20 protein-coding genes and 1 other RNA gene are annotated in these 21,355 nt (G+C 56.3%); 4 read left to right on the top strand and 17 right to left on the bottom strand.

Translation table 11 applies throughout. The features are described from left to right. Nucleotides 1-49: 49 nt before the first annotated feature. The 14 genes from NH344_RS11950 to rsmI form a co-directional block, all read right to left on the bottom strand. On the bottom strand, nucleotides 50-778 hold the full coding sequence (locus tag NH344_RS11950) for a cell division protein FtsQ/DivIB (protein WP_062360042.1): 729 nt from the start codon (nucleotides 776-778) through the stop codon (nucleotides 50-52). 25 nt (nucleotides 779-803) lie between these two features. Next, the gene (locus NH344_RS11945; protein ID WP_074210470.1) at nucleotides 804-1,739 is read right to left on the bottom strand and encodes a D-alanine--D-alanine ligase; all 936 of its coding nucleotides are present in this window, start codon (nucleotides 1,737-1,739) and stop codon (nucleotides 804-806) included. Further along, nucleotides 1,736-3,184 (bottom strand): UDP-N-acetylmuramate--L-alanine ligase, encoded by a 1,449-nt coding sequence (murC, locus tag NH344_RS11940; protein ID WP_213262078.1) that lies wholly within the window; start codon nucleotides 3,182-3,184, stop codon nucleotides 1,736-1,738. Before murC ends, NH344_RS11945 begins: the two co-directional genes overlap by 4 nt. A 17-nt stretch (nucleotides 3,185-3,201) precedes the next feature. Continuing rightward, on the bottom strand, nucleotides 3,202-4,299 hold the full coding sequence (murG, locus tag NH344_RS11935) for an undecaprenyldiphospho-muramoylpentapeptide beta-N-acetylglucosaminyltransferase (protein ID WP_089674974.1): 1,098 nt from the start codon (nucleotides 4,297-4,299) through the stop codon (nucleotides 3,202-3,204). 18 nt (nucleotides 4,300-4,317) lie between these two features. Next, entirely contained in the window at nucleotides 4,318-5,514 is a 1,197-nt protein-coding gene (gene ftsW / locus NH344_RS11930; protein WP_044629188.1) for a putative lipid II flippase FtsW, read from the bottom strand. After that, complete coding sequence (murD, locus tag NH344_RS11925; RefSeq protein ID WP_044629187.1) at nucleotides 5,511-6,890, bottom strand: UDP-N-acetylmuramoyl-L-alanine--D-glutamate ligase; 1,380 nt, start codon at nucleotides 6,888-6,890, stop codon at nucleotides 5,511-5,513. The genes ftsW and murD overlap by 4 nt, the downstream gene beginning before the upstream one ends. A gap of 57 nt (nucleotides 6,891-6,947) precedes the next feature. Then, entirely contained in the window at nucleotides 6,948-8,030 is a 1,083-nt protein-coding gene (gene mraY, locus NH344_RS11920) for a phospho-N-acetylmuramoyl-pentapeptide-transferase (protein ID WP_044629186.1), read from the bottom strand. Nucleotides 8,031-8,039: 9 nt separating this feature from the next. Beyond that, on the bottom strand, nucleotides 8,040-9,398 hold the full coding sequence (murF, locus tag NH344_RS11915; protein ID WP_253027959.1) for a UDP-N-acetylmuramoyl-tripeptide--D-alanyl-D-alanine ligase: 1,359 nt from the start codon (nucleotides 9,396-9,398) through the stop codon (nucleotides 8,040-8,042). Next, nucleotides 9,395-10,885, bottom strand: a complete 1,491-nt coding sequence (locus tag NH344_RS11910) for a UDP-N-acetylmuramoyl-L-alanyl-D-glutamate--2,6-diaminopimelate ligase (protein WP_228219228.1) — start codon at nucleotides 10,883-10,885, stop codon at nucleotides 9,395-9,397. Before NH344_RS11910 ends, murF begins: the two co-directional genes overlap by 4 nt. A gap of 16 nt (nucleotides 10,886-10,901) precedes the next feature. Further along, complete coding sequence (locus NH344_RS11905; protein WP_062373406.1) at nucleotides 10,902-12,608, bottom strand: penicillin-binding transpeptidase domain-containing protein; 1,707 nt, start codon at nucleotides 12,606-12,608, stop codon at nucleotides 10,902-10,904. Then, nucleotides 12,605-12,940: a cell division protein FtsL gene (gene ftsL / locus NH344_RS11900; protein WP_213261911.1), complete on the bottom strand. Its 336-nt coding sequence runs from the start codon at nucleotides 12,938-12,940 to the stop codon at nucleotides 12,605-12,607. Before ftsL ends, NH344_RS11905 begins: the two co-directional genes overlap by 4 nt. A gap of 2 nt (nucleotides 12,941-12,942) precedes the next feature. Then, a complete protein-coding gene (gene rsmH / locus NH344_RS11895) occupies nucleotides 12,943-13,896 on the bottom strand; it encodes a 16S rRNA (cytosine(1402)-N(4))-methyltransferase RsmH (RefSeq protein WP_054641060.1) in 954 nt (317 codons plus the stop codon). A gap of 52 nt (nucleotides 13,897-13,948) precedes the next feature. Then, nucleotides 13,949-14,320, bottom strand: an RNA gene (gene rnpB, locus NH344_RS11890) — RNase P RNA component class A. 32 nt (nucleotides 14,321-14,352) lie between these two features. Next, a complete protein-coding gene (rsmI, locus tag NH344_RS11885) occupies nucleotides 14,353-15,210 on the bottom strand; it encodes a 16S rRNA (cytidine(1402)-2'-O)-methyltransferase (RefSeq protein ID WP_054641052.1) in 858 nt (285 codons plus the stop codon). Nucleotides 15,211-15,322: 112 nt separating this feature from the next. Between rsmI and NH344_RS11880 the strand changes: the two genes are divergently transcribed. The 4 genes from NH344_RS11880 to NH344_RS11865 are packed head-to-tail and all read left to right on the top strand — an operon-like array spanning nucleotide 15,323 to nucleotide 18,425. Then, nucleotides 15,323-16,831 (top strand): penicillin-binding protein activator, encoded by a 1,509-nt coding sequence (locus NH344_RS11880; RefSeq protein WP_058577878.1) that lies wholly within the window; start codon nucleotides 15,323-15,325, stop codon nucleotides 16,829-16,831. Next, complete coding sequence (locus NH344_RS11875) at nucleotides 16,821-17,192, top strand: YraN family protein (protein ID WP_044629178.1); 372 nt, start codon at nucleotides 16,821-16,823, stop codon at nucleotides 17,190-17,192. The genes NH344_RS11880 and NH344_RS11875 overlap by 11 nt, the downstream gene beginning before the upstream one ends. A gap of 22 nt (nucleotides 17,193-17,214) precedes the next feature. After that, the gene (locus tag NH344_RS11870; RefSeq protein ID WP_054641051.1) at nucleotides 17,215-17,808 is read left to right on the top strand and encodes a phosphoheptose isomerase; all 594 of its coding nucleotides are present in this window, start codon (nucleotides 17,215-17,217) and stop codon (nucleotides 17,806-17,808) included. A 44-nt stretch (nucleotides 17,809-17,852) separates the two neighbouring features. Then, complete coding sequence (locus tag NH344_RS11865) at nucleotides 17,853-18,425, top strand: BON domain-containing protein (protein ID WP_054641050.1); 573 nt, start codon at nucleotides 17,853-17,855, stop codon at nucleotides 18,423-18,425. Nucleotides 18,426-18,507: 82 nt separating this feature from the next. Here the strand turns inward: NH344_RS11865 and NH344_RS11860 are convergent, their stop codons facing one another. From NH344_RS11860 to ltrA, 3 genes are all read right to left on the bottom strand, one after another. Then, on the bottom strand, nucleotides 18,508-19,005 hold the full coding sequence (locus NH344_RS11860; RefSeq protein WP_044629175.1) for a ClpXP protease specificity-enhancing factor: 498 nt from the start codon (nucleotides 19,003-19,005) through the stop codon (nucleotides 18,508-18,510). Nucleotides 19,006-19,066: 61 nt separating this feature from the next. Continuing rightward, nucleotides 19,067-19,693, bottom strand: coding sequence for a stringent starvation protein SspA (sspA, locus tag NH344_RS11855; RefSeq protein ID WP_044629174.1), 627 nt, complete (start codon nucleotides 19,691-19,693; stop codon nucleotides 19,067-19,069). Nucleotides 19,694-19,855: 162 nt separating this feature from the next. Then, nucleotides 19,856-21,244, bottom strand: a complete 1,389-nt coding sequence (gene ltrA, locus NH344_RS11850; protein ID WP_213262529.1) for a group II intron reverse transcriptase/maturase — start codon at nucleotides 21,242-21,244, stop codon at nucleotides 19,856-19,858. Between the last annotated feature and the right edge of the window lie 111 nt (nucleotides 21,245-21,355).

Raw genomic sequence — 21,355 nt, 5'->3', positions numbered from 1 at the left:
GTTGGCAACCACTCACATTTACCTACTTTTTGCACATTGCCACGAGCGGTTACTCATTGACCTCTTGCTGTTCACGCTCTTGAAAATCCGTTTCACCATGCCAAGCCACCGCAACACCATTGGGATAGCGTAAATCAATATAGCGGATATGCTCACTAAAGCTTGCAAGCTCGCGCTGCCAAGAAGCAGATAACCTTGCCAAACGCTCTCCATGCTGACGTCTACCTAGCATGACCCAGGCCCCGTCTCCCAGCTGTAAGCGCCAAGCACCGCGAGGCTCTAAGCGTAGCTGAGAAAGCGATAGCGACAAACTGGCAAAATGGGGAGTCAACCGCTGATAATACGCCAACACCTCTTCACTGTTGCCCGCTGGCCCTGAGAGGTCGGGCAACCCTTCAGGTGCATCTAACGGCGCAAATGCAAACGGCTCTCCTTCAGGATTAAGCAGGAAATCATCGTTCCAACGCGCTACAGGCACCTGCTCCACTAGCTCAAACACCAAAGCGTTAGGCCACTCGCGGGAAATTCGCACTTCATTCAGCCAGCCAATACGTAGCGCACGCTGGCGTAGCTCGCCTAGATCTGCCGATAGCCACGTTGCATCCTGCACAAGCGGCGCTAACTGCGTACGCAGGTAATCAGCACTAACGTACTCCCATTCGCCACGAATCGACACGCGCTCAATGGGACGATCAAGCCATAGCCACAGTGCACGGCCGCCCGCACCTAGTAGCAGCGCCAGCAGCACAACGCCCAGCCATGCGTTGCGTTTTTTCATAACGCTCCTATTGCCCAGCTACTCATTACGGCATGCTCGGCTGAACGGCGGTCTGTAAAATACGCATGACCAACTGATCAAAGTCGATCCCGGCGTAGGCGGCTGCCTGCGGCACTAGGCTGTGGTCAGTCATGCCGGGCACGGTGTTAACCTCTATCAGCCAACACTTACCAGCTGCGTCACGCATTACATCAATACGCCCCCACCCTTCGCCACCTACCGCTAAAAAGGCCTCTTTACATAGTGCTGCCAGCGCTTGCTCATCCTGCTCAGACAAACCACAGGGCAGATGGTACTGCGTGGTGTTAGCAATGTACTTGGCTTCGTAGTCATAGAATCCACCCGGCACTTCAACGCGAATAGCGGGCAACACGTCATCACCCAGGAGCGCGACCGTGTATTCATCCCCGACAATAAACCGCTCAGCCATTACCCGCGCATCAAACTTTGCGGCAGCCGTGTAGGCAGCTTTTAATTCATCCCGGCTTTTGACAATACTGATGCCCAAGGTGGAGCCTTCATGGACTGGCTTGACCATCATAGGCAGCCCAAGCTGGTTTACTACGGCCGTCCAATCAGCGTTTTCACTTAGCATGATGCTTTCAGGGGTAGGCAAGCCAACGGCCTGCCACACTTGCTTAGTGCGCTGTTTATCCATGCCCAATGCAGATGCCAGTACGCCGCTGCCGGTATAGGGCACGCCGAGCAGCTCTAACGCGCCCTGAAACGTGCCGTCTTCTCCACCACGCCCATGTAGCGCCACAAACACGGCGCTAGGCGCCAGACGCTCAAGCCCTGCTAGACCACCCTCTTTAGGGTCGTAGCCGAGCGCATCCACACCTTGACGTTTTAAAGCGGCAAGAATAGCGGCGCCGCTTTTCAGGGAAACATCCCGCTCAGCCGATGTGCCACCGTAAACCACTACGACGCGGTCTAGAGAACCGGTTTGCCCGCTGTTCATAGCGCCACCTCATCCATCTCAAGTTTTGCCTGAGCAAGGCGCATCGAAATACCACCAACGTCCCCGGCCCCTTGAGTAATCAAAATATCTCCAGGCCGTAGCACATTATTCAACAAGGCAGGCAGCTCCTGCTTGTGCTCGACAAACAGCGGATCGACTTCACCACGCTGTCGAATAGAGCCCGCCAGCGTTTTCCCTTCGGCTCCCGGCAGCACGGCCTCACCTGCGCTGTATACATCCAGTAGCACCAGGGTATCCACCTGAGAAAGCACACGCACAAAATCCTCAAAAAGATCCCGCGTACGGCTGTAACGGTGGGGTTGGTAAAGCATCACAAGGCGTCGATCAGGCCAACCTGCTCGCACCGCCTGGATTACCATATCGACTTCACGAGGATGGTGACCGTAGTCATCCACTAGCATGATATCGCCACCGCCGGAAGGTGCTGGAAAGTGTCCATGCACTTGAAAGCGTCGCCCTACCCCGGCGAACCCAGTTAGCCCACGCTGGATCGCATCATCACTTACGCCTGCGTCAGTGGCCACAACGATAGCCGCCATCGCATTGAGGGCGTTATGACGGCCCGGCATAGCGAGCCGAATGGCCAGCGGTGCCGCATCACCAGGGCGCAGAGCGGTAAACGAGACTTCTCCCGCCTGTTGAGAAAAATCAACGATGCGGTAGTCGGCATCTTCATCAAAGCCGTAAGTGACAAACTGGCGTTTAACTTGGTCACACAGCCCACGCACATGAGGATCGTCAATACACAGCACCGCAAGACCATAAAACGGTAGATTGTGCAAAAATTCGATGAAAGTGCTTTTCAGGCGCTCAAAATCGCCGCCATAAGTCGCCATGTGGTCAGCATCGATATTGGTAACAATCGATACCATGGGCTGAAGGTGAAGGAACGAGGCATCGGATTCATCAGCTTCAGCGACTAAGTAATCACCTTCACCTAAACGAGCATTGGCGCCTGCACTCGTCAGTTTTCCGCCAATCACAAAAGTAGGGTCCAGGCCACCCTCGGCCAATAGTGTTGCTGTCAAGCTAGTGGTGGTTGTTTTACCGTGAGTCCCCGCGACGGCAATACCGTGACGGAAGCGCATCAGTTCTGCCAGCATTTCGGCACGGCGCACTACCGGCACGCGGTGCTCATGTGCCCAGCGTATTTCAGGGTTGGTTTCATCAATTGCGCTGGAGACAACAACCACATCGGCCCCCTGCACATGCTCTTCAGCATGACCAATGGCCACGCTTACTCCGCAATGGCGCAGCCGTTCAACCACGGCGGAGGCTTTCATGTCGCTACCGCTAACTTGGTAGCCCTGGTTGGCTAATACTTCGGCAATACCGCACATGCCTGCACCACCGATACCTACAAAATGCAGCCGCTTAATACGACGCATACCGGGGCCAGTTGGGCGAGCCCCCTGCGGCGACATGTTAGTCACTGAATCGGTCACGCAGTTTCTCCTTGCTTCACTAATCCCAAACAGCCTGCTGCAAGACGCTCGGTGGCATCTAAATAAGCGGCTTGGCGCGCTTTAGACGCCATTTCCGCCAGCCTGTCGGGATGAAGTAATTCGTCTAATAATTGAGTTAAGCGCTCAGGCGTGAGGGCTGATTGGATGACACACTGAGCCGCTCCCGCCTTCACCAGCACATCAGCATTGACTCGCTGATGGTCATCTACTGCAAATGGAAATGGCACTAACAGCGCAGGCTTTGCCGCTGCAGCCAACTCGGCAACCGTTAACGCACCAGCGCGGCAAACCACAAGATCCGCCCATGAGTAGGCGGCCGCCATATCATCGATAAAGGGGCTAACATCGGCCACAATGCCAAGTTCTGTATATGCCTGGGCGGTGGCTACGTCGCGCTCTTTACCGGCTTGATGGCGCACATCCGGGCGCCGCTCTGGTGGTAGCGCGGCAAGCGCTGGCGGCAGGCGCTCATTTAGTGCTACAGCACCGAGCGAGCCACCCACAACCAGCAGCCTAAGCGGCCTATTAGACATCTCAGCCACCTGCTTAGGGCTCTCGCCTAGCGCCGCAATCTCTTCACGCACGGGGTTACCAATAACTACTGCACGACTGCCAAACGCATCCTCAAAGGCGGCGTAAGTACGCGTCGCCAAGCGCGAAAGCACTTTATTAGTGAGGCCTGCGACGGCATTCTGTTCATGAATGACCAGCGGCACACCCGACAGCCGCGCCGCCAGCCCACCCGGGCCACTGGCAAAGCCCCCCAGGCCGACCACAACATCAGGTTTAAAGCGTTTAATGATGCGTCGCGCCTGCATCACCGCTCGGGAAAGATTGATGGGCGCTTTGCACCAGCCTGCCAGCCCTTTGCCCCTCAGCCCTTCAATGGCAATCGTGTGTAGCATAATACCAGCATTAGGCACTAGCCGATTTTCGATACCACGCGGGCTTCCCAGCCATTCAACGTCGACACCCTTGGCCTGTAAAGCATGCGCCAAAGAGAGCGCAGGAATAACGTGCCCACCGGTTCCCCCGGCCATAATCAATATCCGTCGACGCGAGTTCGTCGCCACAAACGACTCCTTGAATAATTACGATAAACGCGGTTCTCGGCGTGCTCGGTAGGGGGTGGGCGTACGCCGGGGGCGGTGCCGAGTCTCAGCATCCACACGCAGCAGTAGCCCAATCATCATGCCCGTCACCAACAGACTTGAGCCGCCATAGCTGATTAGCGGCAGAGTAAGCCCTTTTGTGGGCAGCAACCCAGAGCTTACGGCCATGTTAATGAACGCCTGAGCCGCCACAATAAACCCAATGCCGTAGCTAACGTAGGCGCCAAACAGATGCCCTGCCAGCTCCGCGCGGCGGCCGACCCACATGGCGCGTACAATAAATAGAGTAAACAGTAGCACCACTAAAATGGCACCAATCATCCCTAGCTCTTCGGCCACTACAGCAAAAATAAAGTCGGTGTGGGCTTCCGGCAGGTAGTGAAGCTTTTGAACGCTATTGCCAAGACCGGTACCTGTTACATGCCCACGACCAAACGCAATCAACGCCTGGGTTAACTGATAGCCGGTGGCAAATTGATCGGCCCAGGGGTCAAGAAAGCTTGTCCAGCGGGCCAAGCGGTAAGGCTCCATTACTACCATCATCACCGCCCCAACCCCCAGCACGCTTCCACTGCCGAGCAGTAAGGTCAGCGAGGCGCCACTCATCATTAACATGCCAATGACACACACGGCGTAAACCACCATGCCACCGAAATCTGGAGCTAAGAACAGCAGGCTCGCGGGCACGGCAAGCACGGCCAATGGCCGCCACATGGTAAACGCCCGCTGCCGCAGCTCGTAGGTAAAGCGCGACATAAATGCCGCCATGTAAAAAATAAGGCCCACTTTCGCCAGTTCCGACACCTGCAAACTCGGCAGCGGCCCAGGCAGTGAAATCCAACGCTTACTGCCGTTCACCTCTTGGCCAATAACTAGCACCACCACCAGCATAAAAATGCTGACGAGTAGAATAAGCGCTGCGTTCTGCCGCCACAGCTCCAAAGGCACGCATAACATAAAGAGGCAGGCAACAATGGCTAATAATAGAAAGATGCCGTGCTGACGGGAGTAGTGGTAGCTGTTTTCCAGCAGCCCCACCGACGCAGAGCTGACCATAACCCAGCCAAGCCCCGCCAACGCCACTACCGCAACAATCAGCCAGATATCACAAGGCAGGTGCTGGGTCGTTAAGGCAGCGCGCAGCCGCTGTACTCTACTGAGAGATTCATCGCTCATGGCGTCAACTCGCTGCATTTGTGCTCAACCCAGTGACGAAAAGCGTCACCTCGTGCCTGATAGTTGGCGAATTGATCCAAACTGGCACAGGCAGGTGACAGCAGCACGCAATCACCGGGCTTGGCCATGGCGAAAGCAACCTCCATGGCTTGCGTTAAGTGTTCTACACGCTCAACCGGAATCGCCTCATTAAGCGCTTCGGCAAGGCGCGGCGCATCGGCCCCAAACACAATAGCAGTGCGAGCGCTATTCGCTAGCGGCGCAGCCAACGGAGAAAAATCCGCCCCCTTGCCAACGCCGCCTGCCAAAAGAAGCAGCTTTCCTTGCAGGGTGGCGCCAATCCCGTTGATGGCAGCCAGCGTCGCGCCCACATTGGTTCCTTTGGAATCATTGACCCAGCGAACGCCGTTTAGCTCGGCAATGGTTTCACTGCGGTGCGGCAAGCCTACAAACGCTTTTAGGGCACCGCACATACTGGCTTTATCAAAGCCTAATGCGCGCCCCATCGCCAGCGCCGCTAACGCATTGGCGTAATTATGCTGCCCAGTTATACGCAGCTCATCGGCTAACAGCCATGGCGTTTTGCCCTGCATTAGCCACCAATGGCCCTGTTGCTCGACCAGTCCCCACGCAGCATCACGGGGAGTATGCACCCCAAAGTGCTCGATATGCTCTAGCGGCTGATCCGGCCATGTTTGCGGATCGTCAGCATTCACCACGGCGTGCTCTGCGCCGATAAAAATACGCTGCTTGGCCTGTCGGTAGCCCTCTAGATCGCCGTGGCGATCTAGATGGTCATCGCAGAGATTTAAGAAGGCCGCCGAGGCCGCGCCTAAAGAGGGCGTGGTTTCCAACTGAAAGCTGGATAGCTCTAGGATGTATAGGTCGGCGTCTGGCTGTTGCGCCAGAAGATCAAGCGCGGGTGTACCTAGATTGCCGCCCACGGCGGCATTAATGCCAGATGCGGCAGCCATCTCGCCAAGTAGCGTCGTCACTGTGGACTTAGCATTGGAGCCCGTAATGGCCGCAATGGGTGCTTTCACGGCACGTTTGAACAGCGCGATTTCGCCTACCAGCATGGGCTCGCCAGTGGCAGGGTTATGGCGCTCAAGCAGCCCCTCCAAACCAGCCGTGCGAGGATCTACACCTGGGCTAATCACGACCTCGTAGGCCTGACAAAAATCTACAGCAGCCAGAGAGCCACAATGCACCTGAACATCCGGGTACGTTTGGCGAAAAGCCTCCACCCCTGGCGGCGCTTCACGGGTGTCAGCCACCATAAACGGCCTACCCAGCTGGGTAAGGTGGCGGCAAATCGCCTGACCAGAGAGCCCTAGCCCAACGACTACCGTAAATCCGTTTGGTACCTGCACCATGTGGCTCCTTCTGCCATACGCCAAAGGCGGCCTGTGCGCCGCCTACTGTTTCTTTGATTAACGAACTTTGAGCGTGGCCAAGCCTAGCAGCACAAGTACCACGGTAATAATCCAGAAGCGCACGATAACCCGCGGCTCTGGCCACCCTTTCAGCTCGTAGTGGTGATGTAGCGGTGCCATGCGGAAGATGCGGCGTCCAGTTAGTTTGTAGGAGCCTACCTGGAGGATCACCGAGACGGTTTCCAGTACAAAAATACCGCCCATGATAAAGAGCACGATCTCTTGACGGACAATGACCGCGACTACCCCTAACGCAGCCCCTAGGGCAAGGGCACCTACGTCGCCCATAAATACCTGGGCGGGATAGGTGTTAAACCATAAAAAGCCAAGACCGGCACCCGCGATGGTGGCACAAAATACTGCTAACTCGCCGGTGCCGTGGATAAAAGGGATATGCAGGTAGTTGGCAAACACCGCATTACCGCTGGCATAAGCAAATACAGAGAGCCCCATCGCCACCAGCACAGTGGGCATAATCGCCAAGCCATCCAAACCGTCGGTAAGGTTGACGGCGTTGGAGCTGCCGACGATGACGAAGTAGCTCAATACGATGTAGAACAAGCCCAACGACAGCGCAACGTCCTTGAACAGCGGAATGAGCAGACTGGTTTCGGCGGGCGTGGTGGCCGTGGCGTACAGAATGATGGCGGCTCCCAGGCCGACCACCGACTGCCAGAAATATTTCCAACGTGCAGGCAGGCCTCGTGGGTTCTTTTCAACCACTTTACGATAATCGTCGACCCACCCGATGGCGCCAAAGCCCAGCGTCACCAGCAGCACGATCCAGACGTAATAGTTGGTCAGGTCACCCCACAGCAAGGTGCTGATCGCAATCGCCAGCAGGATCATGGCGCCGCCCATGGTCGGCGTACCTGCTTTGGAAAGATGCGACTGTGGGCCGTCGTCGCGAACGGCCTGGCCAATCTGCCCTTCGACCAGGCGACGTATCACCCAGGGCCCCAGCCAAAGGCACAGCATCAGCGCGGTGAGCGCGGCGAGAATGACGCGCAGCGTCAAATAATTGAACACCTGAAACGCAGTTTGGAATTGAGCTAAAAAATTCGCCAAGTGAAGTAACATGAACGGCGCTTACCTTGTTTCATCCGCACGCAGCGCAGCAATGACCGTTTCCATGCCTGCACTACGTGACCCTTTCACCAGCAGAGTGGTGTTAGGCGGAAGAGTATTAATAACATGACGCACAAGCGTCTCGTGATCGTCAAAGTGTTGCCCGCGACCAAAGGCACTTGAAGCCGCGCGCGCCGCCTCGCCAAACGTTAATAACGTATCGATGCCTAACGACGCGGCGTAGCGGCCAATCTCTGCATGTAAAGCTTGGGACTCGCTACCCAACTCACCTATTGCCCCGAGTGCACACCAGCGTGGCGCTGGGAAGCTCGCGAGCGCGTCCAAGGCAGCTTTAACCGCCCCTGGATTTGCATTGTAAGTGTCATCCAACAACGTTGCATTGCGTAACCCCGGCACCACGCTTAGCCGCCCCGAAAGCGAGGTTAAACAGCTTAATCCTGTCACGACGTGCTCTGGCGTTACTCCTAGCGCTAGCGCTGCTGCCGATGCGGCCAGGGCATTACTGACATTATGTTTGCCGATAAGCGGCAACTGCACTTCACCCATGATTTGGCCGTGCGCAACAAGCGTGAAAGCATACCGCCCCTGGGGGTCGCAGGAAAGTGCCCTCGCGTGAACGTCCGCATCGTCATGTAAGCCATAGCTTACAATTTGCCGAGGGGCAGCACAGGCGGCCCAAAAAGCGTAGTAGCGGTCATCCCTATTAATGACGGCAGTACCATGACCGCTAAGACCCGAGAAAATTTCACTCTTCGCCTGAGCAATTTGGCCCATGCCGCCAAACTCGCCCACATGAGCGCCAGTCACGTTAGTGATAATAGCGACCTGCGGTGCAGTGAGCTGGCTAGTCCAGGCGATCTCGCCTAAATGATTAGCGCCTAGCTCAATAACGCCCGCTTGATGTTCGCTCGATAAGCGCAGCAGGGTTAACGGCGCACCAATATCGTTATTCAAGTTGCCTGCTGTCGCCAGCACGCAACCTAGCGGTGCTAACAGCGCAGCAGTCATCTCTTTTACCGTGGTTTTACCGCTATTACCCGTCACCGCCACCAGCGGCAGGATAAAGCGCTGACGCCAAGCCCGCGCGACCAGCCCAAGTCCTAACCGCGTATCGGCGCACACCAACTGAGGTAGAGCGCTATCCACCTCACGCTCTACCAGGGCTGCTGCGGCCCCTTGCTCTTTGGCATGCTCTACAAACTCATGGCCATCAAAGCGCGGCCCTTTTAGCGCGATAAATAGACAGCCCGGCACAATTTTACGCGTGTCAGTCACTACCGCTGAAATGGGCAAGTTGGCGCTCTCAGCCGAGATATCGCAGCCAAGGGCGGCGGCTACTTCTACCAACGCCCACATCAGGGGGTTCCCCGTGTGGCAAGGGCGTGGAGCACCTGCTCGTCATCTTGATAAGGGTGGCGAACTCCGTCTATCTCTTGATAGGTTTCATGACCTTTTCCTGCAACGAGAATCACATCGTCAGGAGCGGCTTGATGAACCGCGTAAAGAATGGCTTGTCGGCGGTCACCTCTATCATCTACTGGCACACTACCGGCAAAGCCTGCGTGGATTTGCTGACGAATCTGCTCGGCAGACTCACTGCGTGGGTTGTCATCGGTGACGACCACGTGATCAGCCAGTTGCTCTGCTACTTTCGCCATTTCAGCGCGCTTCCCTGTATCCCGCTCACCGCCGCAGCCAAACAGGCACCATAGCTTGCCTTGACTGCCCAAATGGGCACGCAAAGCACCCAACGCACTCTGCAGTGCATCTGGCGTGTGGGCATAATCTACCACCACGCTAGGGGCGTTATCACCACCGTAGCAGGCCATGCGCCCCGGCACAGGAGAAAGCACTGCTGCTGCTTCAAAGATCGCATCCAGCGGCTCACCTAATCCGTAAAGTACGGCCATGGCAAGTAGTACATTATCCAGGTTGAAACGCCCCACGAGCCCTAGCCGCAGGACTTTTTCGCCTTCTGGGGTGGCTATCAGCGCCTGCTGCCCAAGGGCATGGGGCTGCCAATCTAAAACGCGCAGCGTCACTGCCTCATCGGTACCTGTCGCTAGTACGCGTACATCGCTATCGCAGCCCGCCAGCATCAACTTAGCGAGAGGATCATCACCATTGACCACCGCAAGAGATAGCTCGGTGCGTCTAAACAGCTTGGCTTTAGCGGCCGCGTAAGCCGCCATACTGCCGTGATAATCCAAATGATCTCGCGTCAGATTGGTGAAGACCGCGACGTTGACATCGACTGCGTCCAAACGCTGCTGATCTAACGCATGAGAAGAGGCTTCAAGCGCAACGCGCTTAACGCCCTGACGCGCTAGCTCACCTAGTGTTGCTTGCAGTGCCAACGGGCCTGGCGTGGTTAGACCGCTCTCAAGCAGCTTACCTGGCCGACCCACGCCCAGCGTCCCAATCACACCCGCTTGGGTGCCTAACTGCTCACTTAGCTCGGCCACATAGTGAGTCACCGAACTTTTGCCGTTCGTTCCCGTAACAGCAATGACCTCCAGACCACGAGGAACATCAAATAGCGCTCGACCTAATTCGCCTAGGCGTAGCGAAAGATGGGGGAGAAATAACACCCGTTCCTCTAGCCCTATGTCGCTATCCTTGGTGTGAGCCAGCACCAGCGAGGCACCCTTGGCCAGCGCTTGTTCGATATATTCGCGTCCATCGCGCTGACTACCAGGCACGGCCACGAACACGTCTCCAGCGGCCAGGGCGCGAGAATCCGTTCTTAAACTGAGCTGCTGAGGCAGGTCAGGCAATGCTGGCAGCTTGGCGCTGGGCCAGACGTGGTGCAACGCTTTCCATAACTGTTCTGGGCATATGGTCATGCCATCTCCTTAAACACTATTCGACCTCGTAGTCAGGCGGCACATCCAGTAGCCGCAACGCATTACCGGTGACACTAGAGAACACCGGCGCTGCTACCGCTCCACCATAAAATTCGCCTGCTTTGGGATGGTCAATCATCACCACCGTCACGATACGCGGGTCCGAAATGGGCGCAATACCCGCAAAGACGCTGCGATAGGCATCATTGGCGTAGCCTTGCTGGCCCGTTTTACGCACGGTGCCGGTTTTTCCGCCAACGCGATACCCTTCTACACGGGCACGTCGCCCACCTGTATAGGCGCCAACCGAGGTTTCTAATATTTCTAGTAAGTCGTTGGCAACACTCGGCTCAATGGCCGGGATACCTTGGGGCGGCTCTGACAACCTTAACAGCGAAGGGGGTAAGCGTTCACCATTATTAGCCAACGCAGTATAAGCACTGGCTAGCTGAACGGCTGTTACCGATAAACCATACCCATAAGAGAGGGCTGCTCGCTCACTTCTAGACCACCGAATCCGAGCCGGTAGATTGCCCGTAGACTCGCCTGGAAAGCCTGTTCCGGGGCTTTGCCCCAGACCGAGCTGATTATACTTCTCCCAAATAGCCGTATCGCTTAGCTGCAGAGCCAAGCGAGACATCCCAATGTTAGAAGATTTTTCAAGAATACCCGCGAGATCCAGTTCACCGTAGTTACGGAAGTCTCGGATCGTAAATTGATCAAGCCTCATCCATCCAGGCGATGTATCTACCACAGCATCGCGGCCAACAATACCGCTTTCAAGCACCGCTGCCATGGCTAACGGCTTCATGACCGAACCAGGCTCGAATACATCCACCAGCGCTTGATTACGCAAACCACGAGGATCTAAGCCCGCTCGGTTATTGGGGTTGTAAGACGGCAGATTGGCCATTGCCAGGACTTCACCTGTACGGGCATCCATCATGACCAAAACACCACCATCTGCTTGATGTTCAGCCACTGCAGCGCGCAATTCGCGATATGCCATGTACTGGATACGCTGATCAATCGCCAGGGTCAGCTCTCCGCCTGGCTGCGCTTCACGAATCACGCCCAGCTCTCGCACCAGCCGACCGCGCCGGTCTTTGATGACACGACGCTGCCCCGGGTGACCCGCTAGATAGGGCTGATAAGCGAGCTCTAAGCCCTCCTGACCGACGTCGTCTACGTTGGTGACGCCGAGTATTTGGGCCGCCACCTCTCCAGCCGGGTAGTAGCGCTTGTATTCACGCTGTGGATAGACACCCGGCGTGCGCAGATCGAGGATGCGCTGCGCAGCGTCTGGGGTCATCTGTCGGCGCAAATACATGAATTCTCGGCTACTGTAGCGCGCCACCCGGGATTCGAAGTCATCCAGTGACATCCCCAGCGCCTGCGCCAGCATGACACGCTGGATGGCGTCTGTAGGCAACTCTTGAGGGTTCGCCCAAAGCGTCACGACCGGCGTGGATATTGCCAGTGGCTCGCCGTTACGGTCAGTGATCATTCCGCGGTGAGCAGGAATAGCTTCATGGCGCAGCGTGCGGGCATCACCCTGGCTCTGCAAAAATGGGCGATCAATCACCTGTAGCAGTGTAATTCGCCCAATCAAAATGGCAGAGGCGAGACCAACTGCTAACAAAATAAAGAAAAAGCGTCCACCAGCAAGCGGCGGCGCGATAGGATATTGGCGGGACTTCCCTCCCCGACCTTCACGCTTCATGGCCGAATCACCTCGACATCATTTACGTCAGGAATACGCATCTCTAGCCGTTCCGTGGCAATTTGTTCAATGCGGGCTGGCGTTGCCCAAGCCGCTTCTTCCAACAGCAGTTGGCCCCACTCGGTCTGGAGCTGGTTTTCTTCCTGCTCTAACCGCTGAAGCTCAGCAAACTGCACCCGCGTCATATGGGTGGTGATCACTACTGCTAAGCCGGTCAATAAACAGGCAAAAAACAGCACAATCATGGTGATGGGCCACAGGCGAAGGCGCAGTTTAAACGGCCACTCCGCCCTCAGCGTGGAAGCCCAATGCTCTAGCCGTTCAATGCTCATTGTTAGCCTCGCTTACGGGCCGCCCGCATAACGGCACTACGCGCGCGGGGGTTAGCATCCACTTCCTCGTCGCTCGGGCGACTGCCTTTGCCCAATGCTTCAAGGCGACGATTCAACTGATCATCACGAATGGGCACACCCCGTGGCAAGTGGGTGTCACCGCGCACATGATGGCGGATAAACCGCTTCACACGGCGATCTTCCAAGGAGTGAAAGCTGATGACCACTAGATGACCGCCCGGCGCTAGCGCTTCAAGCGCTGCCTCTAAGGCGGCATCTAGCTGGTCAAGTTCCCCATTAAGATAAATACGCAGCCCCTGAAACGCTTTGGTCGCCGGGTGCCGACCTTTTTCCCATGCTGGGTGGGCGGCTTTCAGCACCTCCGCCAAATCCACCGTGTGGGTAAAAGGCTTCTCCACGCGTCGTTTCACCACGGCGTTAGCTAGGCGCTTGGCGTAGCGCTCCTCACCGTAGGTTTTAAAGACGTTGGCAATATCGGCTTCACTGGCTCGCGCCAAAAACTCGGCGGCACTTTCCCCTTGCGTGGGGTCCATGCGCATATCTAACGGGCCGTTGCGCATAAAGCTAAAACCGCGCTCAGGATCATCAAGCTGCGGGGATGAGACGCCCACATCCAGCAAAACACCAGAGAGTTTGCCGTAGACCCCCTGCTCTTTGGCAAATTCAGCCAAGTGAGCAAATTCACGCTGAGTAATGTGGAAACGGGAGTCTTCTATCTCAGCAGCGGCGGCAATGGCCTGCGGGTCGCGATCCATGGCCAATAAGCGACCCTGCTCGCTTAAACGCGAAAGAATTAACCGGGAGTGACCGCCACGGCCAAAGGTACCATCTAGGTAGATACCTTCAGAATCATGGACCAGTGCATCTACCGCTCCTTCCAATAAAACGCTGGTATGACGAAAACGGGTGACCTGATCAGCGTCAGCAGAAGGCATGTTACTCTCACACATAATTTGGGAAGGCGTGCTTGGCACGCCTTTCATGGAAATGGGGAGTCGGCCGATAAGCCGGGTTCTGTCGTGGACAGTCATTCCTCTAGGCGCTGCGTCACCGCAGCGCTCAAGCAACCTACCCGGACCCAGCGCGGGCCACGCCGTTGGGTCCCTATTTGGTCTTGCTCCGAGTGGGGTTTACCATGCCACGCACTGTTGCCAGGCGCGCGGTGCGCTCTTACCGCACCCTTTCACCCTTACCGGCCCCTGAGGTTTATTTCAGGGACTTAGGCGGTCTACTCTCTGCTGCACTTTCCGTCGGCTTACGCCGCCCAGGCGTTACCTGGCACTCTGCCCTATGGAGCCCGGACTTTCCTCCCCTAGCGGCCTTTGCGAGCACACTAGCGGCGACTGTCTGGCCAACTCCGGCGGCAAGCATACCAGCGCCCTGCGTTCGCCTCAATGCTGACCTTTCATTGCCTGCAATCGGGCGTACCACCCCTGCTTACGCCCGCCTAGCATTTTGGCAGCAATCGAGGCCCCCTGCTTGACACCCACGCCCTCTGCCAGCAGAGCGGCTAACAGCTCATTGGCATTTATCGACTGTTCATCCCCCTGCACCGCCGGAGGGGCACCAGAAATAATTACTACAAACTCACCCCGGCTCTGGTTAGGATCTTCAGCGAGCTGATCACGAAGCACTGCCGGCGATCCCTGAAGAAATGTTTCAAAGGTTTTGGTCAACTCTCGTGCCAGCACCACCGTGCGCTCAGGCATTTGCTCACATAGCGCCTCAAGCGTATGCACAATGCGGTGGGGCGACTCGTAAAATACCAACGTTTCTTCACGGCTCTGCCACTTCTCCAACGCTTGGCGGCGAGCGCTGGGTTTAGCGGGCAGAAAGCCCCCAAACGTAAAGCGGTCGGTGGGCAGCCCCGCTCCAGAAAGCGCGGTGACCAGCGCACACGCCCCAGGCAGCGGAACAATGGGCCGCCCTCTAGCGCGCAGCTCACGCACTAGCACAAACCCAGGGTCACAAATCAGTGGCGTACCGGCGTCACTGATCAGCGCGATACTCTCGCCAGCCGCTAAGTAGCCATCCAGCGTATCCACCCGCTGGGCTTCGTTGTGCTCGTGTAGCGATATCATCGGCGTATTCACCCCTAAGTGGGCAAGCAGCCGCGCGCTATGTCGCGTATCTTCCGCCGCAATACGCGATACATCGGCTAATACCCGAGCAGCACGCGGCGTTAAGTCGTCCAAATTCCCAATTGGCGTGGCAACCACGTACAATGTACCCGGATGTTGGTGTGTCATCGTGACTCCCGATTTGTTAATGGCTTGCCCTGACGGTGCGCTATGCTTATGGAAAACCACGCTAACCTGCTGATAGACCGCGACAGCGCAAATGGAAACTAAGGAAGGATACATGAAACAGTCACTTCGTGGCCTGTTGGCCACTGCCTTCATGGCACTTCTCATCACCGGGTGCGCCATGCAACCGCCGAGCGTGGTTGACCGAGTACCCGACCAGGATGCCGGCCGCTTGCTCAGTCAAGCCGAACAGCAAGCCCCAGAGCAGGCCGCTCGCACACGTCTGGAAGCCGCCAATATTTTGGCCCGCCAGGGCCAGCGTGAAAACGCCTTTGATACCGCCAGCAGCATTGATGAAACGCTGCTTAACGACGCCGATCGCGTGCGCTGGGCCATGCTATTTTCAGAGCTTGCTCGCGGGTTAAACGACCCACGCGCCGTGTTGCGCGCAACACAAGTCTTGGACGATGAGCTACCTATGCAGGCAAATCAGCAGCAAACCCTTGCTGAGCGCCAACAGTGGGCACAGCAAACGCTTGATCAGCAGCCGGGGCAAGTTCAAGTCACCTTACCTGAACTTGAGGGCACCGAAATTCGCCGTATTGTGGTTGCACTACCGGAATCTGGCCCGCTAAGCAGCGTTGCCAATACACTTGCCGCCGCCATACGCCGCCATAACGAGATTAGTGCTGACGGCGTTCAGTTAAGTTTTATCGATGCTGCCCAGTACTCGCTCGACGAACTGTATAGCCGCGCTCAGCAAATGAATGCCCAGCTAATGATTGGCCCGCTCGATAAGGATCAGGTGTCTCAGCTTGAGCAGCGTGACAGCGTACCCCTGCCTACACTAGCGCTGAACTATGGCAGCGGTGCCAACAACCAAGCACAACGTCTACTGCAGTACGGCTTATCTGCAGAAGGTGAAGCCCGGCAGGCAGCGCGCCGTGCTTATCAGGATGGCCAGCGCCAAATGTCGGTGATGGTGCCGGATAATGACTGGGGCCGCCGAGTTGGTGAAGCCTTCTGGAACGAGTTTCAGCGCCTGGGTGGCGAGGTGACGAATGCAGTGCGCTACAATCCGAGCAGCCCAGTTTCCAACGCTGTGCAAACCGCGCTGAATGTTAGCGGCGAGCGCGCCCGCCTTGGCAACATTGACGCCCTCTTCCTACTAGCGCTTCCCGATTACGCACGCCAGGTGCCGCCCACGCTGGATTATTACTACGCTCCTGACCTGCCCATCTACGCCACCTCGCACCTACATGAAGGCCGGCTGCAAACGCGCTTGGATCAGGATCTGAACGATGTGATGTTCATGGACATTCCCTGGCAAATTCCAGATGCTGCAGTAGGCGGAGAAGAGGTACTACCTTTTTACCCTACCTACCAGCAGTTGCGCGATGAGGCAGATGCCTCGATGTTCCGCTTGATGGCTATGGGTGTTGATGCTTATGAACTTGCTAAACGGATGTCGGACCTGTCCAGCCTAAACGGTTTAAACGGCAGCACTGGGACGTTATCGCTATCAAATGATGGCCGCATCCACCGCGAACTGCCCTGGGCCAAGTTTCAAAATGGCACACCGTCACCCATTTTAATTCCTGGCCTACTGGGTAATGAGCAATAATCCCCAAACTGCCCGTTATCGAGGTGCAGCCATTGAGCGGTTAGCCGCTCAATGGCTGCAGCAGCACGGCCTTCGCCTGGTCACCAACAATCACCATGTAAAAGGCGGAGAGCTTGATCTTGTGATGTATGACCAGGATATTTTGGTCTTTGTCGAGGTCAAACATCGCGCCACAACGCGCCATGGGCACCCCTTGGAAATGGTGAACGCGCAGAAGCGGCGTCGTTTAATTCGTGCGGCATCGCTCTATATTGCGCGACATAACCTCTCTTGCCCCTGCCGCTTTGATATCCTAGCCATTACAGGCACACCGCCCACTCTCGAGTTTCATTGGGAGCAAGCGGCTTTTGACGCTTATTAATACTCTTAACTAGGAAGCCCTGATGGACTTTCAATCCCGTATACTCAGCCATTTCAATGCCAGCATTGATACCAAAACCTATGCCAGCGAAGTACTGCCTCCTTTTATTGAAGTCGCCAGCCAAATGATGGTGCAGTGTCTGGTTAATGAAGGGAAAATTCTTGCGTGTGGTAACGGCGGCAGCGCCGGTGACAGTCAGCATTTTTCTTCTGAGTTACTGAACCGTTTTGAGCGTGAGCGCCCTAGCCTGCCTGCTTTAGCACTAACTACCGACACCTCGACCCTGACATCTATTGCTAATGACTATAGCTATAATGAGGTGTTCTCCAAGCAAATTCGCGCACTGGGCCAGCCAGGCGACGTACTGCTGGCTATTTCAACTAGCGGCAACTCCGCTAACGTTGTACAAGCGATCCAAGCGGCTCACGACCGCGACATGACCGTAGTAGCACTAACCGGGCGTGACGGCGGTAATATGGCCTCTTTACTGGGGCAAGACGACTGCGAGATCCGTGTTCCCGCCACCTCTACCGCACGCATCCAAGAAGTTCATTTACTCGTTATTCACTGCCTTTGTGATTTAATTGACGAACAGCTGTTTGGTGGCGCTGAGTAATAGCGCACGCCTTGCGAATAATTACTGATCAAGGAGTCATCCTCATGGCCCTGCACTTTTCATCCAAAACACTATTGGCTGCCACGCTCTGCGGCGTGATAGCACTAAGCGGTTGCGCCAACAATAGCGCCTCAAACCCCTCTAACTACGGCCAGCGTAGCAATGACGTAGAAGCTGTCGACGCCACGATTGAACGCGAAGTAGCGCGCGCGCTAGCTCGTGCCGATGCCCGCCTAGGCGATGCACGCATTCGCGCCCACAGCTATAACGGAACGCTGCTGCTAGTTGGACAGGTACCAAGCGAAGAGCTGAAAAACATGGCGGGTAACGTTGCATCGAACTTACGCGGCGTGGACAAAGTTCATAATGAGCTTACCGTCGCCGCCAACCTGCCCGCCACCCAGCGGCTAACAGATACGTGGCTGACCACCAATGTCATAAGCTACCTGGCAACGAATGACCGCATTGACTCTTCCAAACTGAAGGTCACCACGGAAAACGCCAGTGTCTATTTAATGGGCATGGTGACTCGGGAAGAGGCAGACCGCATTGTGAATGCAGCCTCCTCCGTAGGTGGCGTGCAACGCATTGTTAAGGTTTTTGACTACCTTGACTAACACCTAGATGCTAGAAAACAGCCTCGCCAAATAGTTGGCGAGGCTGTTTTGTATTTGGCTACCGAGACTGCTATCTGACTGATTACTTCACAACGCGCAGCGTCGGTTTTTTCTTGGGCTTGTCATCGCCAGACGCCTTATCAGACGACTGGCTGGACGCTTGCTCAGAGGCTGGCTCAGTGAGCGTCAGCTCAGGCTTTGCCGATTCTGTGTCAGTGCCTGCTTCTCCAGCTTCATCATCCTGCTCTTCAAACCCAGCAGCATCAAGCTCAGGCTCGTGACCGAACACCATACCCGCACCATTCTCACGGGCGTAGATAGCGATAAGCGCAGGCGTTGGGATCATCACCTGCATAGGCTGGCCACCAAATCGAGCATTAAAACCAATCGCCTGATTTTCCATAAACAGGTCACGCACCGCCGTCGGCGCTACATTGAGCACAATTTGCCCATTCTGAACAAATTGCCTTGGTACTTCCACCCCAGGCTGCGTGGCGTCAACCACGAGGTAGGGCGTTAATTCATTGTCTAACAGCCACTCATAGAGGGCTCGGGCGAGATAGGGACGGCTCGATTTCATAAGACTCCCTCCTCCTAACAAATATGGCCTCTTGCCCACAGAGCTAAGAGGCCGAATGAACTCAAGCGCGCATCTCTTTTTCACGCTCATTCAAAGATTCTTTAAACGCTTCGCGCTCAAATACCCGCGACATGTAACCTAACAGCGGCTTCACTTGCTTCTCGGGCAACTCAATATTCAGCTCAGGTAAACGCCACAGGATCGGTGCCAAACAGCAATCTACCAGCGTAAACTCTTCACTCATGAAGTAAGGCATATCTTCAAAGATGGGCGAAATGCCAATGAGACTTTCACGCAGCTCTTTACGTGCCTTATCGGCCTCTTTCTTACCACCGGTGCGAATCTGCTCTAACATCGGGCACCATTCGCGCTCAATGCGATGCATCCACAGACGGCTTTGAGCACGCGCTACAGGATAGACCGGCAGCAAGGGCGGATGAGGAAAACGCTCATCCAGATATTCCATCATTACCTTGGATTCATAAAGCACCAAGTCACGATCCAGCAGCGTCGGAACGCTGTTGTACGGATTGAGGTCTGCTAACTCTTCAGGCGGCTGCTCCTCAGCGACATCGACGATGTCGACCGCTACTCCTTTTTCAGCCAGAACAATGCGCACTCGATGACTGAAATGATCATCACTACCCGAGTAAAAGATCATTGACGACCGCTTGGCCACAACACCCATGAAAGCATCCTCGCATCAAAACAATTCTCGATAATAACATGCCAGCACCCTCTTATGGGAAGGTAGCCAACGATACATAATCACGCCGCAATCGAGTAGGAAGGGGAGTCGCCTCCCCTGTCCTCTCACACCACCGGGCATACGGTTCCGTACCACGGCGGTTCATGAACAACGTTTGAGCCATCTTACCGTATCCAGTATCGATATCAGGCCCTGATCATAAAACCACTTTCTAGGTAGGGCCTGATTCATGTGCGAGGCTCCGGCGTTCCACCAGGGCCCTCGCCCATTACCCGCCGATTTCCAAGCACGGTACGCGTCCAGACCTAGGCCTCGGAGTTTCCGCCGCCGGGTCGCTCGGCGCTTCCATTGCCGCCAGAGCAGGCCGCGTAAGCGGCGACGTATCCATTGATCCAGTGCTTCCAGCGGGCGCTTCACATCAACGAAGCTGAAGTAGTTGGCCCATCCTCGTAGGACTGGCCTCAACCCTTCGATTACCCGTTGGATGTTACGCCCCTTACCACGCTTCAGTATCTCACGGACACGCTGCATCATACGCTTCAGGCTGGTCTTGGCTAGCGTCAGTTTCGGCTGCTTGTGCCGAGTGAGACTGTAGCCCAGATAGCCGCGTTTCCATGGCCGATCCACTGCACTTTTGCGGCGGTTGACCGTCAGCCGAAGTGATTTCTCGAGATACTCACTCAAGCTGTCCATAACACGCTCGCCTGCCCGCCAGCTTTTGACATACACCTGCACGTCATCGGCGTAGCGGCAGAAGCGGTGGCCTCGACGTTCCAGCTCCTTGTCCATGTCGTCCAGCAAGATGTTCGCCAGCAGCGGGCTGAGGGGCCCGCCTTGGGGCGTCCCCTGCCGTCTCGGCGTAGGCAAGCCGTTCTGGAACATGCCCGCCTCCAGGTAGCGGCGGATCAGACGCAGCACGCGCTTGTCGTTAACGCGCCGCGCGACCCGTGCCATCAGTAGGTCGTGGTTCACTCGGTCGAAGAAGGCTTCCAGGTCAAGGTCGACTACCCAGCGGTGGCCGGCGGTGACGTGGGCCTTCATGGCCGAGACGGCCTGCTTAGCGCTGCGCCTGGGGCGGTAGCCGTAACTTGACTCGGAGAAGCTCGGGTCGAAGATCGGCATGAGCACTTGTGACAGCGCTTGCTGGATCAATCGGTCGGTAACCGTGGGAATGCCGAGCTGCCGTGTCCCACCCTTGGGTTTGGGGATGACGGCGGCTCGGGTCGGGCTAGGGTGATACGCATCGGCCAATAGCCGCTCGCGCAGCGTTGGCCAGTACTGCTTTAGGTGGCCCGCTAACTGGTGCACCGTCATGCTATCGACACCCGGTGCGCCTTTGTTGGCAACCATCTTACGGTAAGCCCGCTGCATGTTCTCCGGGTCAATGACCCGCTCCATGAGCGAGGCTGACTCCGCTTTCGTCCACGATAGCGACGCCGGGATCGTCTCGACGCTCACCGGCTGGGACGCGGGGTACTGCCCCTGCCCCTCTGGGTGAGTGACGGTGTTAGCGCCATGGTCTGTCTTCATGATCGATCCTCGAGACGTTATCGCCTACTCGCGGTTCTTCATGTTCGGCCCTTGGTGCCGCGGTGAACCGGCACTTACTATGGCCTCGGCTGACGTCTGATGATCCCTCCC

This window comes from Halomonas sp. Ps84H-12, assembly GCF_024124725.1.
GTDB lineage: Bacteria > Pseudomonadota > Gammaproteobacteria > Pseudomonadales > Halomonadaceae > Vreelandella > Vreelandella aquamarina.
This window is presented reverse-complemented; position numbering and strand designations above follow the sequence as displayed.